Annotated in this window: 11 protein-coding genes; 6 read left to right on the top strand and 5 right to left on the bottom strand. The window is 65.3% G+C overall.

The genetic code is table 11. The annotated features are described in order from the left end of the window. The 5 genes from JYJ84_RS15950 to dut form a co-directional block, all read left to right on the top strand. Nucleotides 1–1,025: bifunctional riboflavin kinase/FAD synthetase (locus JYJ84_RS15950; RefSeq protein WP_374102105.1), on the top strand; the 1,025-nt coding region annotated here is incomplete at its 5' end. Between the two features lie 104 nt (nt 1,026–1,129). Continuing rightward, the gene (gene ileS / locus JYJ84_RS15945; RefSeq protein WP_175223020.1) at nt 1,130–3,967 is read left to right on the top strand and encodes an isoleucine--tRNA ligase; all 2,838 of its coding nucleotides are present in this window, start codon (nt 1,130–1,132) and stop codon (nt 3,965–3,967) included. Nucleotides 3,968–3,969: 2 nt separating this feature from the next. After that, the gene (gene lspA / locus JYJ84_RS15940) at nt 3,970–4,470 is read left to right on the top strand and encodes a signal peptidase II (protein WP_122946090.1); all 501 of its coding nucleotides are present in this window, start codon (nt 3,970–3,972) and stop codon (nt 4,468–4,470) included. Nucleotides 4,471–4,537: 67 nt separating this feature from the next. Beyond that, nucleotides 4,538–5,749 carry a bifunctional phosphopantothenoylcysteine decarboxylase/phosphopantothenate--cysteine ligase CoaBC gene (coaBC, locus tag JYJ84_RS15935; protein ID WP_174955447.1) on the top strand — a complete coding sequence of 404 codons (1,212 nt, stop codon included), beginning with the start codon at nt 4,538–4,540 and terminating at the stop codon, nt 5,747–5,749. 55 nt (nt 5,750–5,804) lie between these two features. Beyond that, on the top strand, nt 5,805–6,251 hold the full coding sequence (gene dut, locus JYJ84_RS15930) for a dUTP diphosphatase (RefSeq protein WP_021160741.1): 447 nt from the start codon (nt 5,805–5,807) through the stop codon (nt 6,249–6,251). A 52-nt stretch (nt 6,252–6,303) separates the two neighbouring features. On the opposite strand, the gene JYJ84_RS15925 is transcribed toward dut, so the two are convergent. The 4 genes from JYJ84_RS15925 to clpS all read right to left on the bottom strand — a co-directional run bounded on the left by JYJ84_RS15925 (nt 6,304) and on the right by clpS (nt 11,306). Next, nucleotides 6,304–7,074 (bottom strand): hypothetical protein, encoded by a 771-nt coding sequence (locus JYJ84_RS15925; RefSeq protein WP_122946092.1) that lies wholly within the window; start codon nt 7,072–7,074, stop codon nt 6,304–6,306. A 136-nt stretch (nt 7,075–7,210) separates the two neighbouring features. Next, nucleotides 7,211–8,590 carry an amino acid permease gene (locus tag JYJ84_RS15920; RefSeq protein WP_175223019.1) on the bottom strand — a complete coding sequence of 460 codons (1,380 nt, stop codon included), beginning with the start codon at nt 8,588–8,590 and terminating at the stop codon, nt 7,211–7,213. 104 nt (nt 8,591–8,694) lie between these two features. Beyond that, a complete protein-coding gene (clpA, locus tag JYJ84_RS15915; protein ID WP_122946093.1) occupies nt 8,695–10,995 on the bottom strand; it encodes an ATP-dependent Clp protease ATP-binding subunit ClpA in 2,301 nt (766 codons plus the stop codon). Further along, the gene (clpS, locus tag JYJ84_RS15910; protein WP_006398529.1) at nt 10,992–11,306 is read right to left on the bottom strand and encodes an ATP-dependent Clp protease adapter ClpS; all 315 of its coding nucleotides are present in this window, start codon (nt 11,304–11,306) and stop codon (nt 10,992–10,994) included. The genes clpA and clpS overlap by 4 nt, the downstream gene beginning before the upstream one ends. Nucleotides 11,307–11,852: 546 nt before the next feature. On the opposite strand from clpS, the gene JYJ84_RS15905 reads away from it, so the two are divergent. Then, entirely contained in the window at nt 11,853–12,056 is a 204-nt protein-coding gene (locus JYJ84_RS15905; protein ID WP_006478030.1) for a cold-shock protein, read from the top strand. 184 nt (nt 12,057–12,240) lie between these two features. On the opposite strand, the gene JYJ84_RS15900 is transcribed toward JYJ84_RS15905, so the two are convergent. After that, nucleotides 12,241–12,615 (bottom strand): multicopper oxidase domain-containing protein (locus JYJ84_RS15900; RefSeq protein ID WP_205189277.1); only part of this gene is annotated, 375 nt, incomplete at its 5' end.

The raw sequence follows: 12,615 nt of genomic DNA, 5'->3' as shown, positions 1-12,615 counted from the left end.
ACCGCCCATTCCCCGACGCTGCATCCGCTATCGTGAAAGTCTTCCGCGGCCTGCCCAACGCCGAGAGCCGCGCCCCGTGCGCGCTGACGATCGGCAACTTCGACGGTGTCCATCGCGGCCACCAGGCCCTGCTCGCGCGCGTGCGCGCGGCAGCGGACGCGCGCGGCCTGCCCGTGTGCGTGATGACGTTCGAGCCGCACCCGCGCGAATTCTTCAACCCGGCCGGCGCGCCGCCGCGCATCGCGATGCTGCGCGACAAGCTCGAGGCGCTGCGCGATCACGGCGTCGACCGCGTGGTCGTCGAGCACTTCAACCACACGTTCGCGAGCCAGTCGCCGCAGGCGTTCGTCGAACGCACGCTGGTGAACGGGCTGCACACGCGCTGGATGATGGTCGGCGACGATTTCTGCTACGGCGCGAAACGCGCGGGCACCTTCGACACGCTGCAGGCGGCCGGCGCGCAATACGGCTTCGAGGTCGAGCAGATGGGTACGGTAGCCGGCAGCGACGGCACGCGCATCTCGAGCTCGGGCGTGCGCGCCGCGCTCGCGGCCGGCGATCTCGACGCGGCCGCGCAGGCGCTCGGCCACGGCTATGCGATCAGCGGCCACGTCGCACACGGGCTGAAGCTCGGCCGCGACCTCGGCTTCCCGACGCTGAACATACCGATCGCCCACAAGCGGCCGGCGCTCGCGGGCATCTTCGTCGTGCAGGTGCACGGCCTCGGCCCGGCCCCGCTGCCGGGCGTCGCCAGCCTCGGCCTGCGCCCGACCGTCGACGATTCGGGCCGCGTGCTGCTCGAAGTCCACCTGCTCGACTGGCACGGCGACGCGTACGGCAAGCTCATCCGCGTCGAATTCCTGAAGAAGCTGCGCGACGAGGCGAAATTCGACGATCTCGAGGCGCTGTCGCGCGCGATCGCGCTGGACGTCGCGAATGCGCGCGCGTACTTCATCGAGCGCGACCGTGCGCCGGGCAGCCGCGCCACGGGCTTCTCGACGTCGGCCACCGACCGAATTAGCTGATCCGGACGGCGGCGCCTGGCGCCGCACCCTCGCGCCGCTCACTCGCGCGCATACCCGATTCACGACGCTCGCGCGTCCCCCGAGATTTAGATAGCGATCCCATCATGAGCAACAAGAAAGCCGATTCGAAACCGCAGGCCAAGTATCCGGTCAACCTGCTCGACACGCCGTTCCCGATGCGCGGCGACCTGCCCAAGCGCGAGCCGCAGTGGGTCAAGGAATGGGAAGAACGCGGGCTCTACGAGAAGATCCGCGCGGCCAGCGCCGGCCGGCCGAAGTTCATCCTGCACGACGGCCCGCCGTATGCTAACGGCGACATCCACCTCGGCCACGCCGTCAACAAGATCCTGAAGGACATCGTCGTCAAGTCGCGCAACATGGCCGGCTTCGACGCGCCGTACGTGCCGGGCTGGGATTGCCACGGGATGCCGATCGAGATCCAGATCGAGAAGCAGTTCGGCAAGTCGCTGCCGGCCGCCGAAGTGATGAGCAAGGCGCGCGCGTACGCGACCGAGCAGATCGAAAAGCAGAAGGTCGGCTTCAAGCGCCTGGGCGTGCTCGGCGACTGGGCCAATCCGTACAAGACGATGAACTTCGTCAACGAGGCGGAAGAGATCCGCGCGCTCGGCAAGATCATCGAGAAGGGCTATGTGTATCGCGGGCTGAAGCCGGTGAACTGGTGCTTCGACTGCGGCTCGGCGCTCGCCGAAGCGGAAGTCGAGTACAAGGACCGCACCGATCCGACGATCGACGTGATGTTCGCATTCGCGGAACCGGAAAAGACCGCGCAGGCGTTCGGCCTGCCGGCCCTGCCGCGCGCCGAAGGCGGCATCGTGATCTGGACCACCACGCCGTGGACGATCCCGGCGAACCAGGCGCTGAACCTCCATCCGGAAATCGTCTATGCGCTGGTCGACACCGAGCGCGGGCTGCTGATCATCGCGGAAGAGCGCGTCGAAGCATGCATGACCGACTTCAAGCTGACTGGCCGCGTCATTGCGACCACGCCGGGCGTGAAGCTCGCGGGCCTGCGCTTCCACCACCCGCTCGCGTCGGCTCACCCCGGCTACAAGCGTACCGCGCCCGTCTACCTCGGCGACTACGTGACGACCGACACCGGTACCGGCGTCGTGCACTCGTCGCCCGCGTACGGTATCGAGGACTTCGTGTCCTGCAAGGCGCACGGGATGACCGACTCGGACTTCATCAACCCGGTGATGGGTGATGGCCGCTACATCGAATCGCTGCCGCTGTTCGGCGGCCTGTCGATCTGGGACGCGAACCCGAAGATCGTCGACGCGCTGAACGCGGCCGGTTCGCTGCTGCGCAGCGAGAAGTACTCGCACAGCTACATGCACTGCTGGCGCCACAAGACGCCGATCATCTACCGCGCGACGTCGCAGTGGTTCGCCGGCATGGACGTGACGCCGCGCGACGGCGGCAAGACGCTGCGCGAAACGGCGCTCGAAGGCGTCGACGCAACCGCGTTCTACCCGTCGTGGGGCAAGCAGCGCCTGTTCAGCATGATCGCGAACCGTCCCGACTGGACCCTGTCGCGCCAGCGCCAATGGGGCGTGCCGATGGCGTTCTTCGTGCACAAGGAAACCGGCGAGCTGCACCCGCGCACGCTCGAGCTGCTCGAGGAAGTCGCGAAGCGCGTCGAGCAATCGGGCATCGAGGCGTGGCAGACGCTCGACCCGCGCGAGCTGATCGGCGACGACGCGAACCTGTACGAAAAGAACCGCGACACGCTCGACGTGTGGTTCGACTCGGGCACGACGCACTGGCACGTGCTGCGCGGCTCGCACAAGGATCAGCTGCAGTTCCCGGCCGATCTCTACCTCGAAGGCTCGGACCAGCACCGCGGCTGGTTCCACTCGTCGCTGCTCACGGCATCAATGATCGATGGCTGCGCGCCGTACAAGGGCCTGCTCACGCACGGCTTCACGGTCGACGGCGAAGGCCGCAAGATGAGCAAGTCGCTCGGCAACGGCATCGACCCGCATGAAGTCGCGAACCGCCTCGGCGCGGAAATCATCCGCCTGTGGATCGCATCGACCGACTACTCGGGCGAGCTCGCGATCTCCGAGGAAATCCTGAAGCGCGTGACCGAAGGCTATCGCCGCATCCGCAACACGCTGCGCTTCCTGCTCGCGAACCTGTCGGACTTCGACTTCGCGCAGCACGCGGTGCCGGTCGACGAGTGGCTGGAAATCGACCGCTATGCGGTCGCGTTCTCGCAGCAACTGCAGACGGAGCTGCTCGGCCACTACGAGAAGTACGAGTTCCACCCGGTCGTCGCGAAGCTGCAGACGTACTGCTCGGAAGATCTCGGCGGCTTCTACCTCGACGTGCTGAAGGACCGCCTGTACACGAGCGCGGCCGATTCGCGCGCCCGCCGCTCCGCGCAGACGGCGCTGTACCACTTGACGCACGGCCTGCTGCGCGTGCTCGCACCGTTCCTGTCGTTCACGGCGGAAGAAGCGTGGAAGGTGTTCCAGCCGGCCAGCGAAACGATCTTCACGGAAACCTACTACGCGTATCCGGAAGTCGCCGGCTCCACCGCGCTGATCGAGAAGTGGGCGCTGCTGCGTGATGTGCGCGGCAACGTGACGAAGGCGCTCGAGGAAGCGCGCACCGCGAACCGCATCGGTTCGTCGCTGCAGGCCGAAGTCGCCGTGCATGCGAGCGGCGCACGCTACGACGCGCTCACGAGCCTCGGCGAGGATCTCAAGTTCGTGCTGATCACGTCGGCCGCGACGGTCGTCAAGGTCGACGACGAAGCACAGGAAAGCGTCGACGTGGCCGCTTCGAAGTACCAGAAGTGCGAGCGCTGCTGGCACTACCGCGAAGATGTCGGCGCGCACGCCGATCATCCGACGCTGTGCGGCCGCTGCTTCTCCAACCTGTTTGAAAACGGCGAAATCCGGAGCGCTGCTTGACTATGGCGAAAACCCTGTCGAAACCGGCCAGCGGCGCGCTTGCGCCCTGGCTCGGCATTTCGCTGATCGTGATCCTGTTCGACCAGTTGTCGAAGATCTCGATCCTGAAAACGTTCGTGTACGGCGCGCAGCACGAGCTGACGTCGTTCTTCAACCTCGTGCTGGTGTACAACCGCGGCGCGGCATTCGGCTTCCTGTCGACCGCGGGCGGCTGGCAGCGCTGGGCGTTCACCGCGCTCGGCATCGCCGCGACGCTCGTGATCTGCTTCCTGTTGAAGCGTCACGGCCAGCAGCGCCTGTTCAGCCTGTCGCTCGCGCTGATCCTCGGCGGCGCGCTCGGCAACGTGATCGACCGGCTCGTCTACGGCCACGTGATCGACTTCCTCGATTTCCATCTCGGCGCCTGGCACTTCCCGGCGTTCAACCTCGCCGATTCCGCGATTACGATCGGCGCGGTGCTGCTCATCTACGACGAACTGCGTCGCGTGCGCGGCTCACGCTAAGCGCGCATACTCGGCGTCGACGGCCGGCTTCGCGCCGGCCGTTCCGTTCGACCCTTGGAGGCCTGAGTTGGCACACGCAGAACTCGCTGGAAAACACCTCGTTCTCGGCCTGACGGGCGGCATCGCCTGCTACAAGATCGCCGAGCTCACCCGGCTGCTCGTGAAGGCCGGCGCGACCGTCCAGGTCGCGATGACCGAAGCCGCCACCCAGTTCATCACGCCCGTCACGATGCAGGCACTGTCGGGCCGGCCCGTCTACACGAGCCAGTGGGACGCGCGCGTCGACAACAACATGGCGCACATCGACCTGTCGCGCGAAGCCGACGCAATCGTGATCGCACCCGCGTCGACGGACTTCCTCGCAAAGCTCGCGCACGGATTCGCGGACGATCTGCTGTCCACGCTGTGCGTCGCGCGCGATTGCCCGTTGCTCGTTGTCCCCGCAATGAACCGCCAGATGTGGCAGAACCCGGCCACGCAGCGCAACGCCGCGCAACTGCGCGCGGACGGCGTGTCGGTGCTCGGCCCGGATTCGGGTGCGCAGGCGTGCGGCGAAGTCGGCGATGGACGGATGCTCGAGCCCGAAGCGATCTATGAAGCGATCGTCGCGCACTTCGCGCCGAAGGTACTCGCGCACCGGCGCGTGCTGATCACGGCCGGCCCGACGTTCGAACCGCTCGACCCGGTGCGCGGCCTCACGAACCGCTCGAGCGGCAAGATGGGCTTCGCGCTCGCGCGTGCCGCGCAGCAGGCCGGCGCCGACGTGCATCTCGTCGCGGGGCCGGTGGCGCTCGACACGCCGTGGGGCGTGTACCGCCAGGACGTGCAGACGGCCCAGCAGATGTACGACGCGGTCATGCATGCCGTCGCCGATGCCGACATCTTCATCGCGGTGGCCGCGGTCGCCGACTGGCGCGTTGCGCAGCCGTCCGAGCACAAGATGAAGAAGACGGCCGACCACAAGGTGCCCGCGCTCGCGTTCGTCGAGAACCCCGACATCCTCGCGTCGGTCGCGGCGCTGCCCGATCCGCCGTTCTGTGTCGGGTTCGCGGCCGAAAGCGGCGACCTCGACGTGCACGGCGACGAGAAGCGCAAGCGCAAGAACGTGCCGCTGCTCGTCGGCAATCTCGGCCCGCTGACGTTCGGTCGCGACGACAACGAAGTCGTGCTGTTCGAGGCCGCCGGGCTCACGCGCCTGCCGCGCGCACCGAAGGACGAACTCGCGCACACGCTCGTCGCGGAAATCGCGAAGCGCCTGCCCGACAACCGCCTGATCTGATCACCCGCGCGGCGGCGCTTGCCGCCGCGCCCTTCCCGACCGATTCGACGACCGCATGAAACTCGACCTGAAGATTCTCGACGCGCGCATGCGCGACTACCTGCCCGCCTATGCGACCACCGGCAGCGCGGGCCTCGACCTGCGCGCATGCCTCGACGCCCCCGTCACGCTGCAGCCGGGCGAAACGACGCTCGTGCCGACGGGCCTCGCGATCCACCTCGCCGATCCCGGCTATGCGGCGCTGATCCTGCCGCGCTCGGGCCTCGGCCACAAGCACGGGATCGTGCTCGGCAACCTGGTCGGCCTGATCGACTCCGACTACCAGGGCCAGTTGATGGTCTCGACGTGGAACCGCGGCCAGACCGAGTTCGTGCTGAACCCGTTCGAACGGCTCGCGCAGCTCGTGATCGTGCCGGTCGTGCAGGCGCAGTTCAACATCGTCGACGATTTCGCCGAGAGCGATCGCGGCGAAGGCGGCTTCGGCAGCACCGGCCGCCACTGAACGACGCAATGAAAAAAGGGGCCTCGCGGCCCCTTTTTCTTGTCCTTCGCCGTCATTCCTGGACGGTTTGCGCGATCCGCGCGGGCGTCAGGTCGCGCTGCCGCGACTGAGCCACGATCGCATAGATCACCAGCGCGACCAGCACCCCAAGCAGCACGGCCGACGACCCGACCGTGCCTAGCGCGAGGCCGCCCTTTGCGACCGGCTTCGTCAGCAGGTCGCCGACCGTCGCTCCGAACGGGCGCGTGAGCACGAACGCAGCCCAGAACAGGAACACGCCGGAGATCCGCGTGAAGTAGTGCGCAAGCACGATCACCGCCAGCAGCCCGCCGATCAGCAGCGCGCCGCCGCCGAAACCGAGCCCCGAGCTGTCCGCGAGGAAGTCGCCGAGCGCAGTGCCGAGCGTGTTCGAGAACAGGATCGCAATCCAGTACAGCAGTTCGACCTTGCGCGTGCGAATCAGGTCGACCGACAGCGATTCGCCGCTCAGGCGCCAGACCGCGAAGATCGCCAACAGGATCGCGACGAGGATCGACGAACCGGCTGCGTAGCCGAGGCCGAGCGTGCGGTCCATGAAGTCGGACATCGTCGTGCCGGCCGTGCTCGTCGCGACGATCACGGCCCAGTAGATCGCCGGGCGATAGCGTGTCGTCTTGAGCTGTGCGCCCAGCGTCACGAGAAAGAAACCGAACAGCAGGATCGAGCTCACCGCGTAGCCGACGTTCAGCGTCATCGACAGCAGGTCGCCGCCGGTTTCGCCGAGCGTCGTCGCGCAGATCTTCATGATCCAGAACGCGAGCGTGATTTCGGGAAGTTTGTTCATTCGAACCCCTTTTTGCAGGAAAGCGGCGGGCCGGCGCGGGCCGGCCTGCCTTGCAGACAGGATCGAATGTAGTCGCCGCGGGCTTAACGGAACCTTAGCGAACGGAAAAACGCAGCGGGCGGGCGCACCGGTACCGTCAACGAGCGTGTTCGTGCCGGTAATGCAGCGCGTACGCGAGCGTGAGCAGCACGACGAACACGATGCCGACCACCATCGTCATCCGGAATTCGCGCGTGAACGCGGTCGTGAACAGGATCGCCGCGACGAGGCCCGCACCGAGCAGGCTGCCGAACGGGTGCCCCCACATCCGGAACGCAAGCGCGGGGCCGCGATACCGCGCACGGAAGCGCAGGTGCGTGACGAAGATCATCATCCACGTGAACAGCGCGCCGAACATCGCGATCGCCATCATCACGGTGAACGCGGTATCGGGCGCCAGCGCGACCAGCACGGCCGCGACCGCGACGCCGCTCGTCGAGATCCACAGCGCCGCGCGCGGCACGCCGTTCGAGCCGAGCCGGCCGAACACCGCCGGCGCGAGTCGGGCGCGCGACAGGCTGAACATCATCCGCGTCGTCACGTAGAGCTGGCTGTTCATCGCCGACAGCGCCGCGATCAACAGCACGAAGTTGATCACGCCTGCCGCGTACGGCACGTGGGTCGCGGCCATCACCTTCACGAACGGGCTTTCGTCGGTGCCGGCCTGCGTCCACGGCACGATCGCGAGCATCAGCGACAGCGTCAGCAGGTAGAACAGCACGAGCCGGAACACGGTCGAGCGGAACGCGCGCGTGACCGCGTGCTGCGGATCGCGTGCCTCGCCGGCCGCGATCGCGACGGCTTCGATGCTCATGTAGCTGAAGATCGCGACGATCACCGCGACCCAGGTGCCCCACGGCCCCTTCGGCATGAAGCCGCCGTGCGCGGTGTAGTTCGCGAAACCGATGCCCGATGCGGCCGGCGCCGACCACACGAGATAGGCGCCGAGCACGATGAACACGACGATCGCCGCGATCTTCAGCAGCGAGAACGCGTATTCGACCGTGCCGTACAGCGTGACGCTCGCGAGGTTCACCGCGATCAGCAGCGCGGAGAAGCCGATCACCCAGTACCAGCCGGGCACGGCCGGGAACCAGTACTTCATGAACACGGCGATCGCGCTGATCTCGGTGCCGATCGCGAACACGACCGCGAACCAGTACGCATAGCGCACCAGGAAGCCCGCCAGCGGGCCGACATAGTGCTCGGCATACGCGCCGAACGAGCCGGCCGTCGGATGCGCAACCGTCATTTCCGCGAGCGCGCCCATCAGCAGCAGCGCGATCAGCGCACCGATCGCATACGAGACCAGCACGCTCGGGCCGGCGAGCCCGATCGCGAACCCGCTACCGAGAAACAGCCCCGTGCCGATCGCGCCGCCGATCGCGATCATCGCCATCTGCCCAGACGTCAGCGCATGGCGCAAACCCTGTTCGCGCGCGACGATGTCGTCGAACGTCCGTTGTTGTTGTGTCACTGCGTTGCCACTCCCCTGCACCACCAACGCGCCGCCGGCGCCAGATAAAACGAAACGGCGCGGAAAACATCCCGCGCCGTTCGCATGAACTACCCGATTATCGCTTACTCGACTTCGACAGCCTCTTCGTTCGGCTTGTGCGGCGGGTTCGCCAGCTTGTCGAACGACAACTGCACCTTGTCGTTTTCGTCGACATCGACCGTCACGTGGCCGCCGTTGACGAGCTTGCCGAACAGCAGCTCGTCGGCCAGCGCGCGCCGGATCGTGTCCTGGATCAGCCGCTGCATCGGCCGCGCACCCATCAGCGGGTCGAAGCCGTGCTTCGCGAGATGCTTGCGCAACGCGTCGGTGAAGAGCGCGTCGACCTTCTTCTCGTGCAGCTGTTCCTCGAGCTGGATCAGGAACTTGTCGACCACGCGCATGATGATTTCCTCATCGAGCGAGCGGAAGCTGATGATCGAATCCAGGCGGTTACGGAACTCCGGCGTGAACAGGCGCTTGATGTCGGTCATCTCGTCGCCCGTCTCACGGCGCGTGGTGAAGCCGATCGTCGCCTTCTGCATCGACTCGGCGCCCGCGTTCGTCGTCATGATGATGATGACGTTGCGGAAATCCGCCTTGCGGCCGTTGTTGTCCGTCAGCGTGCCGTGGTCCATCACCTGCAGCAGCACGTTGAAGATGTCCGGATGCGCCTTCTCGATTTCATCGAGCAGCAGCACGCAGTGCGGCTTCTTCGTGACGGCTTCGGTCAGCAGACCGCCCTGGTCGAACCCGACGTAGCCCGGCGGCGCGCCGATCAGGCGGCTCACCGCGTGACGCTCCATGTATTCCGACATGTCGAAGCGGATCAGCTCGATGCCGAGCGTGAACGCGAGCTGGCGCGCCACTTCGGTCTTGCCGACACCCGTCGGGCCGGAGAACAGGAACGCGCCGATCGGCTTGTCCATCTTGCCGAGGCCCGCACGCGCCATCTTGATCGAGGCAGCCAGTGCATCGATCGCCGGATCCTGGCCGAACACGACGCTCTTCAGGTCGCGGTCGAGCGTCTGCAGCTTGCTGCGATCGTCCTGCGACACGCTTTGCGGCGGCACGCGCGCGATCTTCGAGATGATTTCCTCGATCTCGCTCTTGCCGATCGTCTTCTTCTGCTTCGACTTCGGCAGGATGCGCTGCGCGGCGCCCGCTTCGTCGATCACGTCGATCGCCTTGTCCGGCAGGTGACGGTCGGTGATGAAGCGCGCCGACAGTTCAGCCGCAGCCGACAGTGCGCCCGACGAATACTTGACGCCGTGGTGTTCCTCGAAGCGCGACTTCAAGCCGCGCAGGATCGCGACCGTCTGCTCGACGGTCGGCTCCGTCACGTCGACCTTCTGGAAGCGCCGCGACAGCGCCGCATCCTTCTCGAAGATGCCGCGATACTCGGTGAAGGTGGTCGCGCCGATGCACTTGAGCACGCCCGACGACAGCGCCGGCTTCAGCAGGTTCGACGCATCGAGCGTGCCGCCCGACGCAGCGCCCGCGCCGATCAGCGTGTGGATCTCGTCGATGAACAGGATTGCGTGCGGGCGCTCCTTCAGCTCCTTCAGCACCGTCTTCAGACGTTGCTCGAAATCGCCGCGATACTTGGTGCCCGCGAGCAATGCGCCCATGTCGAGCGAGTAGACCTGCGCGTTCGCGAGGATGTCCGGCACTTCGCCGCGCGTGATGCGATAGGCGAGCCCTTCCGCGATCGCGGTCTTGCCGACGCCGGCTTCGCCGACGAGCAGCGGATTGTTCTTGCGGCGACGGCACAGCACCTGGACCACGCGCTCGACCTCGGGCTCGCGACCGATCAGCGGATCGATCCGGCCGTCCTTCGCCATCTGGTTCAGGTTCTGCGTGAACTGCGCGAGCGGCGTTTCCTTCTGCGCATTCGCGTCTTCGCTTTCCGCGTTCGCATCGGTCGACTTCGCGGCTTCGCCGTTGTTCGTCTTCGCGATGCCGTGCGAAATGAAGTTCACGACGTCGAGCCGCGTAACGCCCTGCTGCTGCAGGTAGTAGACGGCGTGCGAATCCTTCTCGCCGAAGATCGCGACCAGCACGTTCGCGCCGGTCACTTCCTTCTTGCCGTTCGACGTCGACTGGACGTGCATGATCGCGCGCTGGATCACGCGCTGGAAACCGAGCGTCGGCTGGGTATCGACATCGTCGGTGCCCGGGACGGTAGGTGTGTTGTCGTGGATGAAATTGCGCAGGTTCTGACGCAAATCCTCGATGTTTGCCGCGCACGCGCGCAACACCTCGGCTGCCGTCGGATTATCCAGCAGGGCCAGCAGCAAATGCTCGACCGTAATGAACTCATGGCGCGCCTGGCGTGCTTCCATGAACGCCATGTGCAGGCTGACTTCCAATTCCTGGGCAATCATGCTTCCTCCATCACGCACTGCAGCGGATGCCCGGCCTGCCGCGCATGGGTAACGACTTGCTCAACCTTGGTCGACGCGATGTCCCGCGTATAGACCCCACAAACCCCTCGCCCTTCGCGATGGACCTTCAGCATGATCTGCGTGGCCGTCTCGCGATCCTTCTTGAAATACTCCTGGACCACCATCACGACGAACTCCATCGGCGTGAAGTCGTCGTTCAGCAGCACCACCTTGTACATCGAAGGCGGCTTGAGCTTCTGCTGCTTGCGTTCCAGGACGGTGCTGTCCTGCTTGTCCGGGATAATCGCCATACACCCATTCTAAACAACTCGGACAGGCCCGCAATCCTGCCATTACCCGACCGACCGGCCGGCGCCCTCCCCGGAATCCCGGAACACGCGATCTTCTTCGTGCCATACGAAAGCCGGCTGCGGTGCCGGCTTTCACGCGTGGCGCGGAACACGAACCGTCAGGGGGAACCGCACCGGAACGTCGTGTCCGCATCCAGTATCCCACAAGCCGGGACGACTCGAACGCGTGTCACTCGAGCCTGGTATATGAGCCGATTATGCGGCTTTTCAAGACCTCGCGCTTGGCCGCGTGCTGCTAAGCAAAGCCGGAAAAACCCTGAAAATGGGTTCTTTACAACGTCCCTCTAAACGTCTAAAAATTCCACTTGACACTCCAATAAAGAGCGCCAACAATCAAGCTGGCACTTTTTTCAATTTGCCGGTTGGCAAAATGAAAGAGGCCGAAGGTGAGCTTGTGAGGGGGGAACGGCTGCATTTTCCGGTCGTTTAGCTTTTCGAGCGTGCTCGTGGTAAGTAGCAGCGACTGTGTGACAGGGGAAGTAGGAAATGGCAACTGGTATCGTTAAGTGGTTCAACGACGCGAAGGGCTTCGGTTTCATCACTCCCGATGAGGGCGGTGAGGATCTGTTTGCGCACTTCTCGGCTATCACCATGAATGGCTTCAAGACGCTGAAGGAAGGCCAGAAGGTGAGCTTTGACGTCGTTCAAGGACCGAAGGGCAAGCAAGCGTCGAACATCCAGGCCGCATAAGGCACCGGATATCAGACGAAGAAACCCGGCGCAGGTATTGCGCCGGGTTTCTTTATTTGAGGCCGGCCAATCGATTATCGATTGGCCGGCCTTTTCGTTCAATCCCGATAATTGAACACGCATTGTCTTGTCTCGCGCGCAAATCGGATACTCGTCCGACGCGTGAAACATAATCGCCACTTCGTTACACGACCTTCAGCGTGCCCATCATGCCGAGATCCTCGTGTTCGAGAATGTGGCAATGAAACATGCGCTCGCCGGGCATGTCTTGCGTAACAAGAATCGTCACGGTTTCGCCGCTGCGCACGTTCACGGTATCGCGCCACGCGCGGAACGGTTCGCTCGTGCGCGAACCGCCCGACAAACGCTCGATCACCTGGAACTGCGTGCCGTGCAGATGGAACGGGTGATCCATGTCGGTGCCATTGCGGATCGTCCAGCGCTCGATGTCGCCACGGCGGCTCGTCAGCGTCGCGCGGTGCGGCGCGTAGGTGTCGCCGTTGATCGTGAAGCGCATGCCCGCCGGGCGGCCGTGCGCCCCGCCCTTCATCATCGCGTC

It is taken from the genome of Burkholderia sp. LMG 13014, from assembly GCF_905232215.1.
Taxonomy (GTDB): Bacteria; Pseudomonadota; Gammaproteobacteria; order Burkholderiales; family Burkholderiaceae; genus Burkholderia.
Note: the sequence above shows the minus strand (reverse complement) of the source record. Positions and strands in the feature narration are given on the sequence as shown.

What these genes read in the sequence shown, in the direction of transcription:
- ileS (WP_175223020.1), top strand. Translation starts at nt 1,130, where the DNA reads ATGAGCAACAAGAAAGCCGATTCGAAACCGCAGGCCAAGTATCCGGTC.
- lspA (WP_122946090.1), top strand. Translation starts at nt 3,970, where the DNA reads ATGGCGAAAACCCTGTCGAAACCGGCCAGCGGCGCGCTTGCGCCCTGG.
- dut (WP_021160741.1), top strand. Translation starts at nt 5,805, where the DNA reads ATGAAACTCGACCTGAAGATTCTCGACGCGCGCATGCGCGACTACCTG.
- JYJ84_RS15925 (WP_122946092.1), bottom strand. Translation starts at nt 7,074, where the DNA reads ATGAACAAACTTCCCGAAATCACGCTCGCGTTCTGGATCATGAAGATC.
- clpA (WP_122946093.1), bottom strand. Translation starts at nt 10,995, where the DNA reads ATGATTGCCCAGGAATTGGAAGTCAGCCTGCACATGGCGTTCATGGAA.
- clpS (WP_006398529.1), bottom strand. Translation starts at nt 11,306, where the DNA reads ATGGCGATTATCCCGGACAAGCAGGACAGCACCGTCCTGGAACGCAAG.
- JYJ84_RS15905 (WP_006478030.1), top strand. Translation starts at nt 11,853, where the DNA reads ATGGCAACTGGTATCGTTAAGTGGTTCAACGACGCGAAGGGCTTCGGT.